The organism is Pantoea allii, assembly GCF_046529425.1.
GTDB lineage: Bacteria > Pseudomonadota > Gammaproteobacteria > Enterobacterales > Enterobacteriaceae > Pantoea > Pantoea allii.
Window position 1 is genome coordinate 3386579 of the sequence record NZ_CP125958.1, and the last position, 22603, is coordinate 3409181.

25 protein-coding genes are annotated in these 22603 nt (G+C 47.7%); 5 read left to right on the forward strand and 20 right to left on the reverse strand.

Annotation, left to right across the window (positions count from 1 at the left end; translation table 11 throughout):
• Positions 1–2: 2 nt before the first annotated feature.
• The 3 genes from QNH99_RS16065 to QNH99_RS16075 all read right to left on the reverse strand — a co-directional run bounded on the left by QNH99_RS16065 (position 3) and on the right by QNH99_RS16075 (position 1187).
• Positions 3–320 (reverse strand): hypothetical protein, encoded by a 318-nt coding sequence (locus QNH99_RS16065; protein ID WP_013024991.1) that lies wholly within the window; start codon positions 318–320, stop codon positions 3–5.
• A 140-nt stretch (positions 321–460) separates the two neighbouring features.
• Entirely contained in the window at positions 461–898 is a 438-nt protein-coding gene (locus tag QNH99_RS16070; protein WP_283355032.1) for a DUF4186 domain-containing protein, read from the reverse strand.
• Positions 899–917: 19 nt separating this feature from the next.
• Entirely contained in the window at positions 918–1187 is a 270-nt protein-coding gene (locus QNH99_RS16075; RefSeq protein ID WP_063878727.1) for a cupin domain-containing protein, read from the reverse strand.
• 179 nt (positions 1188–1366) lie between these two features.
• Between QNH99_RS16075 and QNH99_RS16080 the strand changes: the two genes are divergently transcribed.
• Positions 1367–2260 carry a lipid kinase gene (locus tag QNH99_RS16080; RefSeq protein WP_256853158.1) on the forward strand — a complete coding sequence of 298 codons (894 nt, stop codon included), beginning with the start codon at positions 1367–1369 and terminating at the stop codon, positions 2258–2260.
• Here QNH99_RS16080 and QNH99_RS16085 read toward each other — a convergent pair.
• The gene (locus tag QNH99_RS16085) at positions 2257–2982 is read right to left on the reverse strand and encodes a YoaK family protein (protein ID WP_410516916.1); all 726 of its coding nucleotides are present in this window, start codon (positions 2980–2982) and stop codon (positions 2257–2259) included. The two genes, QNH99_RS16080 and QNH99_RS16085, sit on opposite strands and share 4 nt — an antisense overlap.
• 158 nt (positions 2983–3140) lie before the next feature.
• Entirely contained in the window at positions 3141–4295 is a 1155-nt protein-coding gene (locus QNH99_RS16090; protein WP_244915442.1) for a glycoside hydrolase family 28 protein, read from the reverse strand.
• Between the two features lie 273 nt (positions 4296–4568).
• On the opposite strand from QNH99_RS16090, the gene QNH99_RS16095 reads away from it, so the two are divergent.
• Positions 4569–5237: a class I SAM-dependent methyltransferase gene (locus QNH99_RS16095; RefSeq protein WP_109717147.1), complete on the forward strand. Its 669-nt coding sequence runs from the start codon at positions 4569–4571 to the stop codon at positions 5235–5237.
• A gap of 73 nt (positions 5238–5310) precedes the next feature.
• Here the strand turns inward: QNH99_RS16095 and QNH99_RS16100 are convergent, their stop codons facing one another.
• From QNH99_RS16100 to QNH99_RS16170, 15 genes are all read right to left on the reverse strand, one after another.
• The gene (locus QNH99_RS16100) at positions 5311–5958 is read right to left on the reverse strand and encodes a DUF2268 domain-containing putative Zn-dependent protease (RefSeq protein ID WP_109717146.1); all 648 of its coding nucleotides are present in this window, start codon (positions 5956–5958) and stop codon (positions 5311–5313) included.
• 192 nt (positions 5959–6150) lie between these two features.
• Positions 6151–6483 carry a DUF6694 family lipoprotein gene (locus QNH99_RS16105; protein ID WP_063878722.1) on the reverse strand — a complete coding sequence of 111 codons (333 nt, stop codon included), beginning with the start codon at positions 6481–6483 and terminating at the stop codon, positions 6151–6153.
• A 345-nt stretch (positions 6484–6828) separates the two neighbouring features.
• Positions 6829–7485, reverse strand: a complete 657-nt coding sequence (locus QNH99_RS16110) for an EAL domain-containing protein (RefSeq protein ID WP_109717145.1) — start codon at positions 7483–7485, stop codon at positions 6829–6831.
• Positions 7486–7695: 210 nt separating this feature from the next.
• Positions 7696–8205, reverse strand: a complete 510-nt coding sequence (locus QNH99_RS16115; RefSeq protein WP_410516917.1) for a hypothetical protein — start codon at positions 8203–8205, stop codon at positions 7696–7698.
• Positions 8183–8680, reverse strand: coding sequence for a hypothetical protein (locus QNH99_RS16120; RefSeq protein ID WP_410516918.1), 498 nt, complete (start codon positions 8678–8680; stop codon positions 8183–8185). The genes QNH99_RS16115 and QNH99_RS16120 overlap by 23 nt, the downstream gene beginning before the upstream one ends.
• The gene (locus tag QNH99_RS16125; RefSeq protein WP_063878719.1) at positions 8673–9254 is read right to left on the reverse strand and encodes a hypothetical protein; all 582 of its coding nucleotides are present in this window, start codon (positions 9252–9254) and stop codon (positions 8673–8675) included. Before QNH99_RS16125 ends, QNH99_RS16120 begins: the two co-directional genes overlap by 8 nt.
• Before the next feature lie 14 nt (positions 9255–9268).
• On the reverse strand, positions 9269–9898 hold the full coding sequence (locus QNH99_RS16130; RefSeq protein ID WP_244915441.1) for a hypothetical protein: 630 nt from the start codon (positions 9896–9898) through the stop codon (positions 9269–9271).
• On the reverse strand, positions 9895–10464 hold the full coding sequence (locus QNH99_RS16135) for a fimbrial protein (protein WP_109717143.1): 570 nt from the start codon (positions 10462–10464) through the stop codon (positions 9895–9897). Before QNH99_RS16135 ends, QNH99_RS16130 begins: the two co-directional genes overlap by 4 nt.
• The gene (locus tag QNH99_RS16140) at positions 10457–10957 is read right to left on the reverse strand and encodes a fimbrial protein (protein ID WP_244915440.1); all 501 of its coding nucleotides are present in this window, start codon (positions 10955–10957) and stop codon (positions 10457–10459) included. Before QNH99_RS16140 ends, QNH99_RS16135 begins: the two co-directional genes overlap by 8 nt.
• A gap of 125 nt (positions 10958–11082) precedes the next feature.
• Positions 11083–11823 carry a fimbria/pilus periplasmic chaperone gene (locus QNH99_RS16145; RefSeq protein ID WP_109717273.1) on the reverse strand — a complete coding sequence of 247 codons (741 nt, stop codon included), beginning with the start codon at positions 11821–11823 and terminating at the stop codon, positions 11083–11085.
• Positions 11824–11914: 91 nt separating this feature from the next.
• Positions 11915–14428 carry an outer membrane usher protein gene (locus QNH99_RS16150; protein ID WP_109717272.1) on the reverse strand — a complete coding sequence of 838 codons (2514 nt, stop codon included), beginning with the start codon at positions 14426–14428 and terminating at the stop codon, positions 11915–11917.
• A 22-nt stretch (positions 14429–14450) separates the two neighbouring features.
• A complete protein-coding gene (locus QNH99_RS16155; RefSeq protein WP_181377130.1) occupies positions 14451–14996 on the reverse strand; it encodes a fimbrial protein in 546 nt (181 codons plus the stop codon).
• Positions 14997–15086: 90 nt separating this feature from the next.
• Positions 15087–15632 carry a fimbrial protein gene (locus QNH99_RS16160; protein ID WP_063878716.1) on the reverse strand — a complete coding sequence of 182 codons (546 nt, stop codon included), beginning with the start codon at positions 15630–15632 and terminating at the stop codon, positions 15087–15089.
• A gap of 731 nt (positions 15633–16363) precedes the next feature.
• The gene (locus QNH99_RS16165; protein ID WP_181377129.1) at positions 16364–17782 is read right to left on the reverse strand and encodes a sugar porter family MFS transporter; all 1419 of its coding nucleotides are present in this window, start codon (positions 17780–17782) and stop codon (positions 16364–16366) included.
• A 161-nt stretch (positions 17783–17943) separates the two neighbouring features.
• The gene (locus QNH99_RS16170; protein ID WP_109717141.1) at positions 17944–18633 is read right to left on the reverse strand and encodes a hypothetical protein; all 690 of its coding nucleotides are present in this window, start codon (positions 18631–18633) and stop codon (positions 17944–17946) included.
• Positions 18634–18905: 272 nt separating this feature from the next.
• Between QNH99_RS16170 and QNH99_RS16175 the strand changes: the two genes are divergently transcribed.
• The 3 genes from QNH99_RS16175 (at position 18906) to QNH99_RS16185 (ending at position 22006) form a co-directional block, all read left to right on the forward strand.
• Complete coding sequence (locus tag QNH99_RS16175) at positions 18906–19463, forward strand: GNAT family N-acetyltransferase (RefSeq protein WP_109717140.1); 558 nt, start codon at positions 18906–18908, stop codon at positions 19461–19463.
• A gap of 494 nt (positions 19464–19957) precedes the next feature.
• Positions 19958–20128: a hypothetical protein gene (locus tag QNH99_RS16180; protein ID WP_164484306.1), complete on the forward strand. Its 171-nt coding sequence runs from the start codon at positions 19958–19960 to the stop codon at positions 20126–20128.
• Positions 20129–20395: 267 nt separating this feature from the next.
• Entirely contained in the window at positions 20396–22006 is a 1611-nt protein-coding gene (locus tag QNH99_RS16185) for an FAD-NAD(P)-binding protein (RefSeq protein WP_063881122.1), read from the forward strand.
• The last annotated feature ends 597 nt before the right edge of the window (positions 22007–22603 follow it).

The following is a 22603-nucleotide window of genomic DNA, read 5'->3' on the forward strand; positions in this document are numbered from 1 at the left end:
GCTTAGTTAGTCGCTTTATTTTTCAGGTCTTCAGCACCCTGCTTGGTTTTATCCCAGCCTTTCTCGGTGCCTTCTTTCGTTTTGTGCCAGCCTTTCTGGGTGCTTTCAGAGATTTTGCTGGAGGTCGAGTTACTCTTACCTTCCGCAGCGTGCTCAGATTTCAGCTTCAGCTCTTCGCCTTTGTGCTCGGTCTGATGCAGTTTTTCTTTCGCGGTATCTGCGCCTTTATGCGCTTCAGCGACAGTTTCATCCGTTGTGGTAGCAGCGAAAACTGGCGAGGCCAGTAAAACAGCAGACAGTGCAATAATTGCTTTCTTCATCGTAATTCCCTCTTGTGTGAAATTTGTCGTCTTACGTGATTATCCTGGCACAGGAGACCAAAGAACGATTTAAGAATAGACCTGAAATGAAATATGGCTAACCTGACTGGTTAAAAGTCCATCAGCCAGATAATCTTTTTCTACCACAAATCCAGTTGCGGGCTGTCCGGCAAACACGATGTTGTGTTTGCCCTGGTTTTGCGCGCACGCGGTGCCGGAGCAGGTTGCGTCATGGCCCTGTGTATCCAGTGCATGATCACCGCCACCACGTAAGCCTGCTGCTTATCGTCCAGCGCCTGATGCTGGGCAATACCGTGCCATTTCGCCAGACAGCCACGGCAGCAGGTCGCTGTGGCATGCTGAGCGATAAAAACCGGATGCCCGCGCATCGGCGTTTGCTTGCCGTCGTTCTGGGGAGCCATGGCAGACAGCCGTTGCTGAACAAACGCAGCCGCATGCGCCGCCACATCGGCTTCGCCCTTTGTCAGGCAGTAATCATATTCATTCCGCCCCAGACGGAAGCTCTGACGGAAAGGGGATTGGGCTAATCGCTGAAAAAGCGCGTCGAAAGTTTTCATCACAGGCTCATCGACCAGATCAGCTTTTTCTGCCTGACAGATAGCGAACGCCCCGATCACCAAACGTCTCGCGGTGCGGCTGCCCTGCCTGCAGATGAAAGACATCGCCTTCCCGATAGGTGGCAGCCTGATTTTCTGTGTACAGGGTGATATCACCACTCAGGATCAGTGCCATTGCCTCAAATGGATGCTCATGGTGATCCAGTTCGCTGTTTGCCCCCCGCTCTACCATCACCGGCTCTGCAAAGCCTTTTTCTGCCAACAGGCTTCTAAATTGTTGTTCTGTCATCGTTGCTCCCATGAGTCGTGCCGTTTCTGGCAGTGTAGACAACCTCGACCCAGTTTGTCAGGTTCCCCGGCCGTCCTGCACTTACGTAAAGTAGCGCAAGCAAGGTTGTAACGAATAATCCCGCATGTTTACTTTCTGGTTACTTCATCATTATTACTTCATCAAAAAATGGACGAAGCATGTCGCAAAGGGTAAAGACAGCGTTACTTTTGATCAACCAACGCTCACGTAAAGGTCGTATTGATGCCACGCGCGCCACGCAGTTGCTGCAGCAATCCGGTTTTACCCTGCTGCAACCCGATCCTGACGACAGCCGCAGCTACACCGAGCTTATCATCGCGTATGCCCATCGTGTTGAGCTGGTGATCGTCGGCGGGGGCGACGGCACATTAAATGCCGCAGCTTCAGGCCTGTTGCAAACCGGTTTACCTCTGGGCATTTTACCCCTGGGCACCGCCAACGATTTTGCCCGTACGCTCGGGATTCCGCCTCAACTGGAGCAGGCTGTCAGCATCATTAGCCAGGGACATACCCGTTTTGTTGACCTGGGCGAGGTAAACGATCACCTGTTCCTGAACGTATCCAGCATTGGTTTCTCGGCGGAGCTGGCGCGCAATCTCACCGCCCAGGCCAAAAAGCGTTGGGGCGTTCTGGGCTATGCCTTTGCCGCACTGCGTATTCTGCGGCAAAGCCGGCCCTTTAGGGCGACCTTACATCATGAGGGAGAGGCTATCGCGATCAAAACCGTGCAGGTTTCAGTTGGCAACGGCCGTTTCTATGGCGGCGGCATGACCGTTGAGCAAAGCGCGGCGCCGGATGACGGGCTACTGGATGTTTACAGCCTTGAACTGAAAAGAAGCTGGCATTTGCTGGCGCTGTTCCCCGCTCTGCGTCGCGGGACACATGGCCGCTGGCGTAACGTTCGCGCCTTTAGCACCACCGCACTAACGCTGCATACACGCCGTCCGCACTCTATTAATGCCGATGGCGAGATTATTGGGCAAACGCCTGCCCACTTTCGCCTTATCAATAATGCGCTTAAGGTGCTGGCTCCCGAACACCGGCATCCTTAACGGGCCACATCAGCAGGCTGAGGCTTGAGCATGGCGGACAGCGCCAGGCTCATCAGCCCCAGACCGATCAGCACCAGAAAATAGTAGTTCAGCGCATGCCAGAGCCAGATGCCCGCCACGCCGCCCGCCAGAAAAGCAAGAATAGTGTAGGTATGCAGCCGCAGGCGCTCCAGATAGAGCGGCGCATCTTTGGGGGATTCTTTGCGCCGTAGCACATCGAACAGCATGGCGAGTTCGATACCGATATCTGTGGAGGTGCCGGACACGTGCGTAGTTCTGACGCGCGCATTGGAGATGCGCGTGACGACCGCATTTTGAAGCCCCATCAAAAAACTCAGGCTCAGGATAAGCAGGACGCCTGATGCGGCAATGGGGAAGCGGGCTTCAATCACGCCCAGCGCCACCAACGCAATGCCCTCAATCAGGATATTCACCGCGTAAATCGTGCGAATTTTGCGTCTGCGCCCGGCATTGATAATCATTGTGGAAACGAGCGCCCCCACAATGAACATACAAAGGATAAACAGGAAAAAGAGGCCGCTGTGGAGGTTTGCCTTCGCCAGAAAATCGGACAGCGAAGAGACATTGCCGGTCATATTGGCGGAAAAGAATCCCACAATTTCAAATGCTGCGGTGTTTAACGCGCCCGCCACGGCGGCAAGGGTGCAGGCGAGACGGCTGTCAGCGATATACGTCCGTTCGGTTTCCGTGCTGATTAGCATAATGCCCACTCTGCAAGACAATCCACTTTGGTTCGCCGATTTTACGCCAGTCGCCGGTGGTCGGGAAGAAACGGCAGGACAATTTTTTTAGGCGGTTTGGGTGAGGTGAGCGAGAGCTAAGGGCGACTATGTCATCACCACTGCCAGCCTGCCTTGTTTTACGGGCACCCGCTCTGGCTGGTGCGCGTAAATACGCCGTGGATAACGGCATGTTGCTGCTCCACTTGGGCGCGTGCGCCAATCAAGACATCTTTTAACGCAATGACCAGCGGCAAGGCGTCACTGTAGCCCAGCAAGGTGATTTTTCCGTTACCCGCACGAATATGCTCAAACGTGATGTCCTGATAGCTTGGTATAAGTGAACCACTAACATGGGGATCGTAATGCGTATCCATGACTATCGGGTTTTCAACGTTATCCATGCAGACGTTTTGATAATGAACGGCACTTACTCGTCCGCCGCGTGAGCGATCGCTTTTAATCCGCAGACCATTGGTTGTGCCGGTTAGCGTCAGTCCATCCACCCGCACTTCACTGACGCCACGGTTGATCTCGCTGCCAATTGACATGCCGTGCCCGGCACCGAAATGGTTGTTCAGTACCGAAATATGCGCAGCCGGAGCGTTGCCTGCCTTAATCGCCACGTTGTCGTCGCCCGTGCTGATATCGCTGTTAATCAGGGAAACATCCGTCGACCCCATGGGATCTACGCCATCGGTATTGCGCGCCGTGGCAGGCGTAGCGATCGTAATGCCCCACAAAGTAACGCCCTGACTGTTATTGATAACCACGTGAAAGTTAGGCGCATTCTTCAAGGTGATTTGATAAAGCGTGATATCGCTGCTGTCATCGATTTGAATCAGGCGAGGCGCATTTTGTTTATCTTCACTGTTTTTGGCGCTGGCTGCCAGCTGCCACCAGGTCTGAGATTGCCCCGTCATCAGGGTGCCGCCCTGACCGTCAATGATACCCTGGCCGTAAATACCGCTGTCTCTGGCATGCTTCAGGGTAATAAAGGGCATGCATCCATTCCCCTGACGATCCAGTGCGCCACAGGTTTGGTGCCCGTTATCGTATAAATGTGGATCGGCAATCGCTTTTAGCACCGCGCCTTTACCTATCGCCAGACTCACGCCCGAGGGCACCTGCAACGGTCCACTAAAGAACACACTGGCCTGGCTGGAAGGCTGTAACATCACCATGTTACCTTTTGGGCAGGTATCCAGCGCCTGCTGAATCACCTGTGCCACATTGACATCAGAGCCAGCACTTAGCCGCTGGCAGACGGGCGGCAGGCGCGGCTGAGTCACCACGCGCCGGTCTCCTGACTGTGCCTGGCTGGCCGCACTTATCAGTAATAAAATGCCGACGAGCGGCCGAATACGTCTTATCCAGTAAGCAGCAGTGAGCAGAATCATAATAGCGAGTGAGTGAACAGACAGGCAGTAACAGTACTCAGGGCGATTCACCTGGGTAAAGCACTTTAGCGTCAGGCGCTTGAGAAGTGGTCAAAATGTTAAATTCATTCGCCCAGGCAGGCTGAGTCAAAACAGCCATAAGATAATGACAGGAGGCGTTGCGTTAGTGTGGAAAGCTATGACGATATCTATCAGCACCTCAAAAATGGAGGCTATGAAGCCTGGACAGGAAGTGGCTTCACGCGGGCTCGGCAGCAGCTAAACGAGGTGCTTCATCAGCTTGAAGAAACGCCATGCCTTCCCGACAGTGGAACCGTTCTTGAGCTTGGCTGTGGTAATGGCGCCATGGCCTCCCACTATTTTGCCAGCAGATCGTTTGTCATTTACGGGGTCGATATCTCAGACGTCGCCATCCGGTGGGCCCGAGAACGTTTCAGTCAAGCGGGTCTGGTCGGTCATTTTGACCGGGGCGATGTATGTGATCTTTCCCGGTATCAAGATGCTCAGTTTGATGTGATATTTGATGGCAGCTGCTTTCATTGCCTGACGGGAACACAGCGTAGTGATTGCCTTAAAGCCGTGCGCCGTATATTAACCCGTGATGGGACTTTAATTATCAGCAGCATGTGTGGTTTGCCCAAACACCTGGGTGATCATATCTGTTATGACCGCGTCCAGCATCTGTTACTGAAAGACGGCACGCCCTGGCGCACCTTGAAACCGCTGGAAGCGTTGACCGCGGAAATAGCAGCCGCTGGTTTTAACGTTAGCTGTTTCTCAGTTAATCAGAATACGTGGTGGGATCACGCAACGCTTGTTTGCCGCAAGACATCGTAATGACGGTAACCAGTAGAAGAAGGTTTGCGTTATTTATCCATACGGGAATATTTATCGTTTTTATGCAAAGCGGCTAATCGATTACTGTTGGTAAAAACGCCAATACATCGTCGGCCTCAACATTAATCCTTTCATCCAGACTTCGGCTACCGGCTTGTAACCACGCATCAACCAGGTGCCAGCCCAGACTGTATCCCAGCCATTGGGGGTGATCGCCCTGCCCGAAAAACCATTCAGCATGGTTGTATGACTGTGACCTGAGAAGCTCATCAGAGAGCGGCAGATTTTTTAATCTTTCCTTGCCAACGGCGCACTCCCATATTTCTGGCGGCGATCCAAAAGTCATGCTGGCAAAGTGCCCGGCAAGCCCCTCGCTAACCAGCGCTTCACCCAGACTAAAACCATATCCCGTGCCCGCCATACGCAGGCAATGGTGCGTCTCATGCGCGAACTGCCGAGCCAGGTCATAACGCGCCAGGCTGCTCTGCAAATTTGGGCTGTCAGTATCAAGATAGAATGACATCAGATGCGGTCCCCAGGCTCTGCCTGAAAAGCCCATTTCCTTAATTACCTCGAACGTCGTTCTTTGCACCAAAACGTCGATATCGGGCAGCGTAAGCTGGGTAGCTATGCGTGATATCGCAAGATCGATATTCGCTTCTATCCCTTCGCGACAGGAAGCAAGGCTTCCCGATGCATTCAACCAGTGCAACGTCACCATTAAAATCCTCCCTGCAGCGTGACTCGCGTACCTGTGGCACTGCGCCAGTAAAGAACAAACCCCACTGTTTCATTATGCCTGACATAGATTAGTGGCATAAAAAAGAGGCCTGCAAAACAGGCCTCTTTCATGCAGCAACCGTTAAATCAGACCTCACGCAACGGGCTGGTCTGAGATAAAAACGCGCTCAGCTTAGTTGGCCGTGCGGTCTTTTTTGATCTTATCTGCATACTCAATGACTTCTTCACCGGTCTTGCCAGCCAGCGCGCCTTTAATCTTTTTATCAATCAGGGCACGTCCGCCTTCGTCACCGCTGCCCGCCTGCATCAGCTCTTTCATGCTGACCTGGCTGAAGGCGACAACCTGAATCGCATCGTTAAACGCGGCGCGTTTATCTTCCGCGAGTGAGTCTCGAACTTTTTGAAGCGATGTCTTAAAAGCCTCTTCTGAAGAACCATCGATCTTAGGCTCTCCACATCCAGTGAGGGCGAATGCTAATAAAATGACTGCGATTGCCTTTTTCATATCGTCTTTATCCTAAAAAAATTCTTATGTATCGTAAGTTTTTATGTGTTTTTTTAAAAGAATTTTTCACTGACAACGACAGAGTTGCTTAAAAAACAAACGAACCAGGTCGACTGTCCTGTCTGCTGATGTTTAATTACCCAGACTACCGTTAATGGTGATGTGGTTTGCGAACAAAACAGGCGCAACACTCTCTCAGACGAGCGCTTAATGGCCGTAGACGATCTGCATAGTAAAGAGCACATCTTCATACAGGTTATGCATTTGTCTGTGTGCTTTGGGTTTCATATTTATGCGCAACAGAAAAAATGGTGAGGTGATTGTTGTCTGTTTCTGTTTCAGGTTTTAATAGAATTTATTGGGCACGCGCATATATACTTTTTCTTCAGGCCACAAAAAGCCTTGCCCATATCGTGCATCGGTGAGCATGATTTTTTTCTTTTCTGCTTCTGTTTCTATGCCTTCAACAAGAATGTAAGGGGAAAGAGTAGATGCTTGTAGAATAAGCCTGTCAATGCTAAAAGGTTTTTTTATCTCCTTGCGATCAATTTTTATGCCGTTGACATTCACTGAAATTTTTTTAACTAATGCTATAAGCTTTGACGTAATGTCATCAAGCCATATATTCCACCCAGCACGTCTAAGTAAAAAGATGCCCTCTTCAAAAGAAATGAGCTTCCAGTAAGGATAGTTGAGTAATCTTTCAGGGTCCTGAATTTCCAGAACAATACGTTCGTCATGTTCTATCGTTAGTATTTTATTTACCTTGTCCATATCACTAAAAACGTCAACCGGTAGATTAAGCCAGTAATTACCCGGGACATTGAGTGCGAACTCTACCTGCCATAAGAACAAAGAAAATATCTTTTCAGGAGACAGTTCAGAAAACCACTTTTCGGCATTGTGATTCCTGATACTTGACAGTATCTCATGCGCAATAACCTCTCCTGTTTTAAGCGCAACAAGAGGTTGTAACCTGATTCCGTCAATAGCACTAAACATAATAAACCTATAAAATCATTTAGATAAATTTCATTAAGCTAACCACTTCTTCTGAATCATTTTCTCAACGAAAATGTTATCAATTCCTTGTCAATTATTTACCTTTTATATATTGCTAAGAAAATCCACAAATAAACAGTTGGATAAGCGGTTTTTATAAAGCACATCACTTCACATAATTGATTAACGTTATCCTCACTGGGGAGCTAATCAGTCTTCTGTCAGAATCATTACAGAACTCGCGCTAAATGGACCTAAAGGAATATCTTTTACTTTTACATCCGGGTCACGGAAAAGATAAAATCGAACGTTTTTTTCGTGAATACCGTATTGATAAACGGTGCTTTCACCTTGATTATTATCACTATCCTGAGAAAAATGCCCGTCATAAAAAGGAATGATATTCACACCCGTAGCTGTCGTCGAAATGGTATGATACTGTCCAACTAAAGACGTAAAAAGAATAGCCATTTTTAATGATATTCCTGCATCACGCGTACACGTAATCGGAATGTTAATTTCTTTATAAATAGCCGCTGGCGCTTCAGGGCTGTCAGTCAGATCCGTTCTTTTAATATCCCCAAAATGGACCTGAATATCTTTCCCCCGATTAATATAACACGTCGCTGCTTCAACAGGCAGTGGAACACCATCACTACAAGAATAGGGCTCCTTGGGATCAACATAATATGCATCGTCAGTGCCATTTGTATATTGCAACGCAAAATGATGCTGAAGGCTGATTCTCTAATGCATTGGCCGCCCCACCAAAATTAGGTTTAGTTTTCGATATAGTTTTAGTTGTATTAAGTTGATTAACTGTACGAGTATGTATTTGATAATTTGCCGTTGAAATAGTGCATTTTACTGCCGTTGTACTCTGACAAAAAAACATCACTGCATTATAATTCCCACTATATTGCGGATAGACTTTATAACCATCTAATTCAGTCACGTGGCTAGTGCCTGTAGGCATAGACCATCCATCACCAATCAAAAAGCCTGACTCAAGCCCTTCGCTGGTTGGATGGCAGTCACCAAAACCCAGTAACCCGTCAGTCATGTGTACTGAGCCTTTGGTACAGCTTTTAGGTAAGGGAATACCTTTGACTTTTGCCTGAGAACAAGTAGATATGCCCAGTAACAAAAATAGCATTACTGTCAGAATAAATCCCAAATTATAGCGCTTAATCATAAACCACCGTCATACTGGCCGTTCCAGAAAACTCATCGCCTTCCAGGGTTTTAGTCGGTTGTCTGACTAAAAGCACTTCAAGTAGAGGCGGTGAAACCATATTAATTAGTTTTTTCTCATGAACCTTCATTGGTATACCGTCCATCAGAATTTGCATGCCTAACCCATTAACGCTGGTCTGAATTGTTTGCTCATCCTCAAACCCTGCGGCATTAATGCCTTCTAATTTAAAAAAAACGTTATAACCCGGAGTCGCATCTGAGCAGATAAAGTCGTATTCCAGTGTTTTTTTATATAGCCCAGATGAAATTTTGTAGGGATCAACAGCATCAAACACAACATTCATGGATTCATTATTATTGATAATGCACCATGGTGCGGTTTCAAGTTTCGTCTTCATCACAACAAAAGCGGAAAAACCACATGACCCCGTTACAATACCATCACTATCTACCTGATTCTGGCAACCATCATTAATGCCATCGCTCATTGAGTTTGAAAAAGCGAAACTGTTGCTGGAAAACTGAAGCATCATCAATATAGCAATTAAAAAAACACGCCTCTTCTTTTTCATTTTATTTTTAACCGCTAATTAGGTTGTACAATGACATTGATAACTGAAAATAAAATAGCGTCATCTTTTAAGTCTGAGCCTAAAGGATCAAGCTGAATTAATTGAAAAGACATACCTGTTTTTTTTCCTACACGCAACCAGTGGGACCGCTGTGTTGTCACCGGGTTTCCATTAACCAATAGCTGCAAGCCCACTGATTCAATATGCTTTAGAAAAGGTAAAGACAACATTCTAATCACGCTATTTTTTTGTCCCTCAACGGTACCGTAGACTGGATAAATCCGCACTAACATATGGCTTTCAAGTGCAAGTTCCCCGGTACAGTTGAAATCGACATTGAAGTTTTTACGGTATTTTTTATCCAGTACATAACGCCCATTATATGAACGAAAAACGACTTCACCAAAATTATAGTTGTATATATTATCATCTTCGACAAAGCCTTCCAGTAAGCTACCAGGCCCGGGATTCAACCCTTCGACATCAAAATAACACATTCCGGGATCGGCAATAATATTCCCATCAAAATTGATATTAGCTCTGAAGGTTTCTCCGGCAAAGGAGAAAAAAGAACAAAGCGGAGAGCCAAAAATTAGTATTAGAATAATCAAGCCTGCCTTTCTAAAAGAGGTTACTGACATCATTCATACCTCAATATAAAGTTTGCTGTTGCTGAAAAATTCCCGAGTACAATGTTTTTGTCTTTAACTGCCTGTGGCTCACCTTTAATATAGGCACCCAATATAAAGACAATGTCCTCTCCGCGTACAGCACTGGGTAAGTTTGAGTGACTATTTACTGAAACCGGCACACCATTGATACCACCTGACTTCAGACCAATACCGATACCCTGCGCATCACCAGATATATTAAGTAAACCGGGAAGTGCTTCATTTTCTCTACCACTGAAATTTATAGTCAAATCATTTTCCGGTTGACAGTTTTTGGCAATAATAACAAATTCTTTTGCTAAACCGTGTGAGTTGGCATAAATATCACTTACATTAACGTTTGAGAAATCGACAACGTGATTTTCATCAGCATTGATCACGTCACAGGTAGAAGCAATCAGTTTCCCTGACACATTAATATTATCAACGTCGGCAAACCCATCGCTTGCTTTGGCTGGCCCTAACGATAAAATTAAAAATAAAACATAAAAAAGTAACATTAAAAAAATTGAATTAAGACATGATAAACTGTTATTCATAATCGACCTTAAAGCTGGCCACTGCCCAAAATTCACCGAACACGAGGTGAGGCTTTGTTTTTACAGCTGAGACAAAGTAGTCAAAACGCTCAGTCTTATGGGATATAAAGTACTTTCTTCCCTGTTGATTAAGCGGGACCATCTTCATATCTTTATCACTCACCTTTAATGCGATGCCCTTTACGCCCTGTACCTTCAATAAAGAGGGATAGTCGTCATCGGCTAATCCTGAGAATGAGACAGTGGCCAACGGTTCGATATAGGAAAACAGATTGTTTCTTCCCGGCATTACAGACTGATCTTTATACGATCGGTAACAATCAGTAAGCCGAATGCTAAACCGGACGGGTATCGTTTCACTTCCTGGCTCGATAAGGTCGGCAGGATTGAGTATACCCAAGTCGATTTGTTGTAAGGCTGAATTAAGATCCAGACGGCACGCACCTTCGCTAAGCAAACCATTCACAACGATCTGGCCATGTTCTCCGTCCATTTGCCAGGTATCCTGCACTGCAGGTGCAGCGCTGACTAAACACGAAACAGCCATGAGGCACATTGTGTAGTAGCACGATACTACTTTATTGTTTAGATGCTTCAGGAGAACGATGAACAAAATATTCACCCTGCTTTTTTATCGGTAACCTTGCATGCATTACCCGAGCAGCTAAATATGAGTTTTGGACGACCGCCCCAGTCATTAATGTAAGTCAGTACCGGTTTCGTTCCCAGACTTGCCGCGCTCACCTCAGCCAACTCACTGCTTTTTGGGGCGACCATTACTGACTTAAACTCGTTACTGTTCCCCTGAGTCGTAGAACTCATATTCACGATGGTGACATAGTAACCCGTTGGGTTAGTAATACGGTAACGATCCCCCTCACGGGTTAATGTCAATGCCGTCTGGGGAACATCCCCGCTGGCTAACTTAAGCCCTGCGGGGCGATAAAACATCTTTATACGGGTTTGTAATGCAATTTGTAGCGTATTTGGTTTTTTACTTTTGGGTGGAATTTCCCGAACATTAAAATAATACAGGGACTCTCTGTCCTGGGCATGTGAATCCTTCCCCATCACTTGTACTTTTATTTGTCCTTTGGAATTAGGCTCTATACGTTGTAATGGCGGTAATGCAATAAATTCATTTTCGAATTTTTTACCGGATGCATCTTCAACCCATGACTGGGCAAGATAAGGCGCCTCTTTATTATGATTGGTGACGGTTAATGTTTCAGATTTTTGGTCGCCATTGATAATCAGACGCGTCCGGTCCAGACCAACCGCTGCATTCGCAGCAGGAACAGTCGCAGCCATCATTAATGTCATCAAACTCAGAAAAAAAGCTCTATTTATCGTAAACATATCAACCTCTAATCTTGTAATATAATGAAAGTGGTGTTGCAAAAGATAAAAAGAAAAACCGGTCATAGCTTTTCGTTTTTTCTGTTATTAATTAATTTTCAACGCAGGGAAGTAACAGGCTACCTCTATCCTCATGTAAGCTTTCAGGCAAAGTAAAAGAACATTGTTCTTTTCCTCCCCAGCTTACATTCATTTTTTCACCCGGTTTCATGCCCGATAGCCAGACTTTTCCATCTTCAGCAATAATACCCGTCTGTATTTTATCTGCATTCCTCACCATCGCACCAAAAGGCGGCACTGAACCTTGTTGAAGCTTAACGATCGCCATGCCTTTTTGTCCGGCTAAAATACCAAATTTACGATATCCAATAGCGCCTTTAGTCAGCGTATCTTCGACAACAGAACGCGTTGCTTCGACATCATCAGGCAATTCATCCAAATCAATATTGACGTTACTGCGGTAATAACTATTTACGTCAGTCACGACTGCCTTACCAAAATAGTTAGTTTTAATATCGCTTCCGCCATCCGATACGGCGACACCGCTAACTCCCGCCGTGTCTACCATTAGTCGGGTACCATCCGCTCCAGATGAACGGTGCAGCGCAGCCCCCTGTGAGGTTGCTGTCATTCCGCCTTCTAAAGAGAGCCCTAAAGAGCGATATCCGTTATTTTCAAATCCGGCAGAAACCGTCATGTCAGCCAGACTGCCATTGTAATCGTAATAGCCATTAATCGAATGTTCGCCATCTGAAGAGGTACCGACATCGATATCGTAGTTACCATTCTCACCAATGTTGTCACGCCAGCCCACGCTCTGGCTTTGCGTTCCACCGGAGGTTTGACCGCTATAAGAGAGTGTTCCTTCGCCGAAAGGCAGTGACAAACTCAGGTAAACACCGTCATCTTTCGTGTGATCGTATTGCGTGCGATATCCGGTAAGGCTCACGCTGGCATTTTTAAACCGCCCCATATCGAAACTGCTCGAAAGCGAAAGATTCCACGTATTCGTCGCCGCCCGCTCCCAATAAGTCTGGTGGTTATAGCTCAGATATATCCCTGTATTGAGCTTTCTGAGTTGCTTTGCCACCGTGATGGTATATAACTCTTTTCCGTTCCCAGGATTGCTATAAGTTGACGTTTTAGCACTTAAAAACTGTGACATCGTCATATAGTTACGGTCAGAAAAGCGATAACCTGCAAACGTAATTTGGCTGTCGTAATCATCAAAGCGTTTGGAGTAACTCACACGGTATGAATTACCTTTTCGGGTAACGCTTTCACTTAATGTTGCTTTGGCTGAGGTAACATCCAGCGAGATTGCGCCAAAAGCGAGCAAATCTCGTCCCATACCCGCCGCAATGCTCAGATAGTCATCGGCAAAAAGCCCACCACCATAAACAGACCACCCGTTTGAAATCCCCCATGACACTTCACCCGTTATAAAATTAATATCTTGTGTATGGTGGTCGTAATCTGAAGGCTTACCCAATGCCAGCTTATAGCGGACGCTGCCGGGCCGCGTCAGGTAAGGTATGGTTGCTGTATCAACCTGAAACGTACGTTTAGTGCCGTCCTGCTCCTGAATAGTGACATCCAGCTTTCCCATTACCGCATTGTTCAGATCCTGAATACGGAAAGGTCCGGATGCTACCGTTGTTTCATAAATGACGCTGCCCTGTTGACTCACGGTTACTTTGGCATTGGTTTTAGCAACACCGACCACTTCAGGGGCATAACCCCTTAGGTTGGGTGCAAGTTGCGCATCATCAGATGTTAAGCTGGCACCGGTAAAACGAAACGCGTCAAATAACGTTGAGGGTAAATAGGCTTCGCCTACCATCAGTTCAGATTTAAGCGACTTTATGGCGCGAAAGAGATAAAACCGGTCCCACTTGAAATTTTTCTTTGTGGTGCCAGTTACACCAGATTGACGATCATAATCGCCCTGCCAGTTTGCACGTAAGCGCCAGGGGCCCACGTTTAATCCCGTCACTCCATTTCCACTCAAAGACTGCGCATCGGAACTGGTTCTTGACTGGGTATGTCTGGCGTTTAAATAGTAGTCAAGAATAAAACCGGGTACGCCATCATCCCAGCGTGAAGGGGGATCCCAGCTTTCAGATGTATATTCCAACAACGCCTGAGGGATACTTATTTTTAATACTCCGGTACCCAGATCTGGCCTGACAGTCATTCCTGGAAACGAGCTGACATCGAGGCATTGTTCATTGTGCCACCAGTGTGCTTTTTTTAATTCATTCTCTTTAAAGCCAAACCGACTGACTAAATCAGGTGATAAACAAGCCAGTGAATCATCAGGTTTATTTTCAGGAGCAATATAATTGATTTTTTCTTCAGGAAACTCTGATCTATTGGCAACCACATTAAACAGATAATCACCTGGCATTAAATAACCTGCACGAGAAAACCGATTAATATCTACCTCACCACGTTCCTTAACATCCAGCACATCGATATTAAATTCAACATCATCATTTTCTGCCATCACATAACCAGGTGAAAAAAGGACAGCTAAAACGGCCAGGGCGACAGGACAAAGAGATAGCCTGAGCGTGCTATTTTTATAATTTTGTTTTCTCATGATATTAATCGTCGAAAAAAACTCAGTAATAATCAACTTTGAAACGCACTACAGCATGAAATTTCCCAGAATGCATAGGGTGCGCATCGCCAACTAACCTCATTTGATAATTGAGTGTTTGCCGCCCTTTGGTTAGCTGGCCTGCCGGCATGGGTTCACCGGGAACAGCAAAATTGCCTGCCATATCCTGAATTTCAATTCCTATCCCAGTAACACCATTAACGCCAAATAACTTTCCGTCAGGTAATCCGTCAAATGTCACTATAAAATGACTTTTGTCTCCTCCTGGCGTACTGGCATTTGAAACAGAACAATTAATAAGGTGAATTGAAAAATTCCTGACAAAACCAGCACCATCGTGGATCAGCTCGCCTGTCGTTAATGCAGGAATATCGACGAGCTGCTCTCTGTCATTAACGGCTATAGCGCAAGGTGCATCGAGGATACTGCCTTGCATACCGACAACGCCATGTCCGTGATCCTGTGTAAAACATATGCCATATTCAGGTGCACAGAATGTCAGTATGAAAGGCAGCATCCAAAAATAAGTCTGCGACTTTATCTTCATAGAAAGTAATCCCTTCAAGGAACAGCATGAGCAGATCACTCTGCTCATGCAGACGAATGTTAATGAAAATATTAACGCTCGCTTACTGCCTTATTTATAAGCCAGAGTAAAGTTCGCTACAGAAGTGAAGTCACCGGGAACGATGGTCGCTGCTTTACCTTCAGTACCAGAAGCAACATCACCCTGCAGGTAAGCTGAGAACGCCAGTGAATTCACGCCGTCCTGAATATTCTGAGCAGGTGATGCTTCACCCAGTTTGATGATTTGACCTGCACCGTTAGTAATAGCGATTGATGCGCCACTTGCGGTACCGGTAATACCCAGCAGATCTTTATTACCTGCAGATGCTGCCCCCGTGAAGGTTGCCGTTACGCTGCTTGAGGTTGCCGTGTCGCATTGTTCAAGTTTAATATTGAATGCTTTTGGTGCAGATTTTCCACCGTTTTTCAATGCAGCATTTGTTACTTCACCTAAATCAATAGTCTGGTTTGCAGATTCAGCCGCAATTGAACAAGGCGCATCAATAATTGAACCTTTGAAATTAATTTCACCATTACCTTGATCGGCAGCACTAGCGCCAAATGCAACCATCACTGCACACAGACCGATTGATTTAACCGCTTTATTCAATTTCATTACAACAATCCCTTAAACTTAGATTTTTTATAATGCGTCAAACGCATTCGCCGCTCATACGCTTAATAAAGAAGCGTGGTTGCAGAAGAGAACAATGTGCTTCTGAACGCAGAGAATATTAATCCTGTGCTCAATGAAATTGTCACCTAACCGAAGGAAACACTGAATAACGAGATATTCATTTATTGTTTTATTTTGGATACAACAACAACAGATCAATAGCACCACCAAAAGCACTTAAAAAAGAGTAAAATATCGCAAATAACTCAAAAGACAAACAACAACCAAGCTATTAGACAGAAAAACCAGTCATTTTAACTTAAGCCATTCAAGGTAATTAAATTAACATAAATAGAACATCTTAATTAATAGATGGCAACATTGTTATTAGGATGTTTTCCCGGTTAAAGCCAGCCTGGACCATAAAGGAGTACGCGCACCGTTGCAGCGCTTTGAAAGGAAAAGTATTTGCTCCCAGCCTGGATAGCATTCAGAAAATTTTCATGCTCAGGTTCAGGACATGCTGTAAAGAATCCCCTTCTTTTTATGTCAGGTGAACGAAAGGGGAAGCATGAAAGAAATAGCACATGCCTCAATAACGCGGTGTCTGACCGCTGCCTGTGGAGAATATGAACAATAACGCTTTGGCAGGAACAGCTAACAGCTCAGCCGTAGTGACCTGAGCCGAGCTGTTAAGAAACAGACAGATGTGGATACCTCAATAGTGGGTGCTAGCGTCCCAAATCCCGCAGCTTCTCACCCGCCATCAAATTCCTCTCAATCCGCTCCAGGGTAACATTCTTAGTTTCCGGCACCAGGTAAACGGTGATAACAATAAACAGCAGGTTAAACCCGGTATATAACCAGAAGGTGCCCGCCGCGCCGATACTGCCCAACAGCGACAGAAAGGTCGCGCCGATAATCATATTCGCTACCCAGTTCGTGGTGGTCGAGCAGGTGATACCAAAGTCACGGCATTTGAGCGGCTGAATTTCAGAACACAGAATCCAGACGACAGGCGCTGCGCTCATGGCATATCCGCCAATACACAGCATGGTCATACCAACGGAAACCCAGGATAACCCGCTGCTGATCTCACCCTGCCCCGCTTTCATCAGGCAATAACCCAGTACCAGGGTGGCAAACGCCATGACGGAAAAGCCGATTTTCAGGACGGGTTTTCTGCCTGCTCTGTCCACCGTAAACACGGCAATAAAAGTGGCAAACATAAACGTCAGGCCGACCACGACCGTGGCAATCATTTGCTCCTGGGTACTTTTAAAGCCCGCCATTTTAAAAATCTGCGGCGCGTAATACATGATGATGTTCATGCCGGTAAACTGCTGCATGCCCTGTAACAACATCCCCAGGAATACCGCCCGTCTGACGTTGGGATTACGTTTGAATAATGCAAAGCCGCCCTGTTTCATGCGCAGGCTTTCACGTATGTCATTCAGCTCCTGGCGGGCCTTTTCTGAGGTATCCCGCAGCATCCGCAGCACTTCCTCTGCCTCCACATGCAGGCCTTTTGCCGCCAGCCAGCGCGGACTGTTAGGCAGGAAGATAACCATAATGAACAGGATAACCGCCGGTAAGGCCAGCACGCCCAGCATGGCGCGCCAGTTGCCACTGTAGCTGAACGCGGTATCGGACAGGAAAGCCAGCACAATGCCAAAGGTAATCATTAGCTGATAAAGGCTGATCATTTTTCCCCGCACGTTCTCCGTGGCCATCTCGGACAGATATAACGGTGCGGTATAAGACGCCACACCCACCGCAACCCCCAGTAATACCCGAAAGCCCAGCAGCGCTTCCACACTGGTGGCAAAGGCAGAGCCCAGCGATCCCAGAATAAACAGCACGGCCCCGGCCATCAGACTGTATTTTCTGCCCAGGCTGTGTGACACCCAACCGTTGCAGATAGCACCAATAGCCGCCCCCAGCATCATGCTGCTCACCACCCATTCCTGCTCATGACTGCTTAAACGGAAGTGCTGAGTGATAAAGGGCAGTGCGCCCGAGATAACGCCGATATCAAGGCCAAAAAGCAATCCGGCCAGCGCCGCCGATATGGAGATAAACAGGTTCATACGCCGAACTTTTTGCTGGTGTTGGCTATTAATATTCAAAGTATTTACATGAGACATCATTAAGCTCCGCTTATACAGCATGCAATGTCCATACAGGATATAAAGCGGTGGCAAAGAAGGATGAGGGGAAATTCGTCCAGGATATGGACTATCCTACTGAGGCGAATATAAGTGTGACGGAGATCGCGCTAAGACGCGACCTGTGTTTTTTGCATTTTATTTCAATCAGTTAAAAAATTTACATCTGACCAGTTATAGGTCGTTGCGGCCAGTCTGATTGTGCCCTGCACCGAACCGTAACACTGATGCTGGTTGGCAATAAAAAACGCGCGCAGGCTGGCTGGTAAGGTCGCGGCCTGATAACGCAGCAAGGTGGTGTGCCAGAACGCCGGCGGGCTGCTTTTTCCCGCATGCCTTTCTTGTAGCGGTTCACGCCATTCTCCCGACATCAATGTCTCCCAAAACAGCGCCCTTTCTGTCACGGCGAGCTCATCGGGTACGCCCGCCAGCAATAACTGGTCAGGAAGCGCCACCAGCCGCAGCATATCGACCTGCAGGTGGCGATGCTTAACGCTTTGATTGAAGGCTTTTTCCAGGCTTAGCGTAGAAGGCATCGTTTCACGGCGCTGATACTGTGCAGGCGTGACGGGAAGAAAGGTCACATGGAAATTATCTGGATGCATGATATCCGCCCTGGAATCTCCTGCAGTCAGTGCGCCCAGCTCGTGGAGTAATGCGATTATTGCCGGATTCAGTGAAGGCCGGATGCCGCTGGTCAGTGCGTATAAATGTTCCGGGTAAAAAGATTTCGTTGCCGTACACGCTGAAGACGCATTCGCGCCCTGCCATTGGGTCAGCGTTTGGCGGGATCGTGCCGCGTAAATGCTTTCAAGATGATGACGCAGTTCCAATACATTCTCCTGATAAGCGTGAAGTGAGGCGGCATCATGTTATCCCCTCATTGATGACAGCCTTAATACTCCCGCTGAATTTTACACGCTTTTTGCAATAACGTGCGTTTGCTTAGTCCATGACATTATGGCTCCCGCAGGTTATATAATACCCGGCATTTCCCGGCTGCCGACAGGCAGGATTAATGTCCTTCTTAAAGCCGAGACGTTTATTTTTAAACGATCGCCCAATGATATAGTGCTGACATCCTGAAATAAGCGGCGACTACCCGATGGAAAACAGGCTTTTTTCGGCAGCGCGTATTCGAATTTGCGCACCCAGAGCGGAAGATATCGACACCATGGCATTGTGGTATCAGGACGATGTCTATCTTCGCAACGTAGATACAGAGCCTGCTTTTCCGCTTTCTGCAGAGAAACTGGCCAAAATCATGCTTCCCGCTGACAACGATTTTTATTTTCATATCAGAACAAAGGCCGATGACCGCCTGATTGGATTTGTCACATTGCACAGTATTGAATGGAATAATCAGCAGGCAAGCCTGGCAATGGGGATTGGACAGGCAAAAGATCGCGGACAGGGTTTTGCTGATGAAGGCCTGAAATTAATCATGCGTTATGCCTTTATGGAACTCAATTTGCATCGTCTGAGTCTGGAAGTCATTTCCTGTAATGCTCATGCGCTGAGTCTTTATGAAAGGAATGGGTTTGTTAAAGAAGGCGTGATCAGGCAGGCCGTTTATCGTGATAATAAGCGCTCCGATCGCGTGGCGATGGGTATTCTTCGCCCTGAATGGCTTGAAAATAATGGTCTGAACCCTATTAACTGAGCATAGTCAGTTCAGCCACATCAAATAGCCGATGAGTCATCAGGCATTCTTTCTCCTGGCTTAAAACGGACAACGCGGTGCCGTCTGGTTAACCTTAACGCGCTGGCGGACAGCCTGGTCGCGTCTTAACTGATCCTTACATAACCCTTCTGCTGCACGCTATGGCGCATATTTTCTGTATCCTCCCCGCAATGCCATTTTTCATACCGGATCATCGTCGTGCTAAGGCAATCTGACCCGCTATTCGGGTGAGGCTGAGCAGATTCAACGCTTGAACTAAGCGGCGCGCGAAATCAGGCTGATTTTCCCGTCCTTCCTTTGCCTGAGCCCGGATTCTGCTGCCGACATCCTCGAACGCTGTAATGCGGGATTCGCGATGCGGCCTGCGTTTGCCGTCTTCAACACAGACAGCCATCGCCGCATTGACTTCGCGGAAATACAAACCAGGCTTAAGAGGTCATTTTATTCTCCCTTTAATGCTCAAGAGGAAAGCCATGAAAAGCGTATTTGCCGGTTTATTCATCATCTCCAGCCTGCTCGTCATGTCAGGTTGCCAGCAGGAAAGCGGTGCCATAGGTAATGATGGTCGTCCTCACGCGCCAAGCGGACAATCCGTTCCCGGCGGGCCATTAGGCAAAGGGCCGGTAGGCCAACCACAGTCTTAAGAAAATCCGGCCCTGAGCCGGTTTTTTCTTTCCCACTTTAATTTCAGCTTACCTTTTCTCTTCGTCCAACTTGCCACGCTCGATGCCTGGCAGCCGCTGCGCTTAGTTTTCACACCTATCCTTAGCCCGCGCAGTTCTGGAATAGTCGAGTAAACTTGTTGATACCGGCGAGGAGAAAAACGTGCATGAATGCGTCGCCTTTCCTGCAGCATGCGCAAAACACAGCCTGCGGCCGAACCCCATAACAATAACAAGGTGCGAACATCGATGAAAAAGATCGCGATAATCGGTGCCGGGCCAACCGGCATTTACACGTTTTATTCACTTCTGGGCCATAACGTGCCGCTTGCCATTTCCGTTTATGAACAAGGCGACGAGGCCGGCGTCGGCATGCCTTACAGCGATGAAGAGAACTCCCGGATGATGCTGGCAAACATCGCCAGTATCGAAATTCCCCCGGTGTTTATGACCTATATCGACTGGCTGCGCGCCCAGAGTGACAGCCATCTCAGGCGATATAATGTCGATCCCGGCGCTCTGCATATTCGCCAGTTTCTGCCGCGTATCCTGCTTGGCGAGTATTTCCGCGACCAGTTTCTGACACTGGTTTCCCGCGCCACAGAGCAAGGCTTTGAGGTAAAAATCCATGAGCGTTGTCAGGTCACCGATCTTGAGGCGACCGATGCAGGGGTAAAACTCTGGACGCAGGGCGAAGACTCACCTGAAACTTTTGATCAGGTGGTGATCGCAACAGGTCACGTCTGGCCGGACGACAGTGCGTCTACCCGCACCTATTTCCCCAGCCCCTGGTCTGGTCTGATGGAGGCCAGAATACCGGCCTGTGATGTCGGCATTATGGGCACCTCGCTGAGCGGCATTGATGCCGCCATGGCCGTGGCGATCCAGCATGGTGAGTTTGTGGAAGCCGATGATGAAGAGATCACCTTTACGCTGGATAAAGGCCATGAGGCGCTGAAGATCGTCCTGATGTCTCGCTCGGGCATTCTGCCGGAGGCCGACTTCTATTGCCCGATTCCCTATGAGCCGCTGAACGTGGTAACAGAGAGCGCCATCGACGACGCGATTGCTGCGGGCGCAGAGGGATTGCTCGATCGGGTGTTTGCGCTGATGGTGAAAGAGCTTGAAGAGGCGGCACCTGCGTGGAGTGAAGCGATTGCGTTGAAAACGCTTGATGTCGACCGTTTTCCGGAAGCCTGGTTTGCCAACCGACAGAAGCAGGACCCTTTCCACTGGGCCAGCACCAATCTGAATGAAGTTGAACGCAATAAACGCGACAGGCGAACCGTGCCGTGGCGCTATACCATTCTGCGGTTGCACGAAGTGGTTGAGGAAATCGTTCCCTTTCTTAACGAAAGTGACAGTAAACGCTTTTCAGGCGGCCTCGCCAAAGTGTTTATCGATAACTACGCGGCGATTCCTTCACAGTCGATCCGTCGGTTGCTGGCACTACGCGAAGCCGGCATTATCAGCATCCTTGCACTCGGCGAGGAGTATGAACTGCAAAGGCAGCAGACGAAAACGCGCATTGTTACCGGGGAGCAACAGCTCACGTTTGACGTGTTTATTGATGCGCGAGGACAGAAGGCGCTCAAAACTAAAGATCTGCCATTTGCCACACTGAAACAGCAGATCCAGCGCTGCGGCGATGAGATTCCTGATGTGGGTGATGATTATACCTTGCTGTCTCCCGCTTCCGCCCGGGGACGTATCGCCTTTGCCGCATTGCCCTATTTGATGCATGACCAGCCCTTTGTGCAGGGGCTGACGGTCTGTGCCGATATCGGGGCGGCCATTGCCAGTGCAATCGTTGAAACGCCCTCGCGCTCGCGGAAACGGCTGGCGTATGTTGAACTTTGAGCACAGTGTTTGCGATACAGACAGTCATTTTGCCGTGCAATTTCTGGTTGACCGCTTCATGCCTTGTACTGCTTTTACATAAGCTTTCGGATACGGGCATATCGCTATGAAAAGATATGCCCGCTAACGAGAATTCAACTTAGCTGCGCCTGGCCCTTTAACGCGTATGTTTAGCCGCACGCTATCAGGTCTGATGTGTGAATCGGTCTGATACAACAAATAGTAAAACAATGCTCCTGGAGGCTGTCATCACCGTGACGGAATTCATAGCTTATATACTGAATAGCCGGCCCCGGCATTCGCCTCATGGCGAATAAAATGTAGTGAGACGGGCCACCTTCCCTGTGTTGAGCTTAAGCCTTATTAGCAGCCCCAGCTTTTACCCTTCTCTTTACCTTATGCTCACGCATTTCTCTCGATTCCCTCAGATCAATTGACCGTTAAGCCTGGTGGTACGTACGTAAGCATTGCTCATTCACGCTCTCGAACGGAAACAGTTAGAGTCACTCTTACTCCTCACTAAACCAGAGAGGCTTAACAGAAAAAATCATCCACATTATTTACGAAGATCATTATCAGAAAATTGAAAACCGAGTT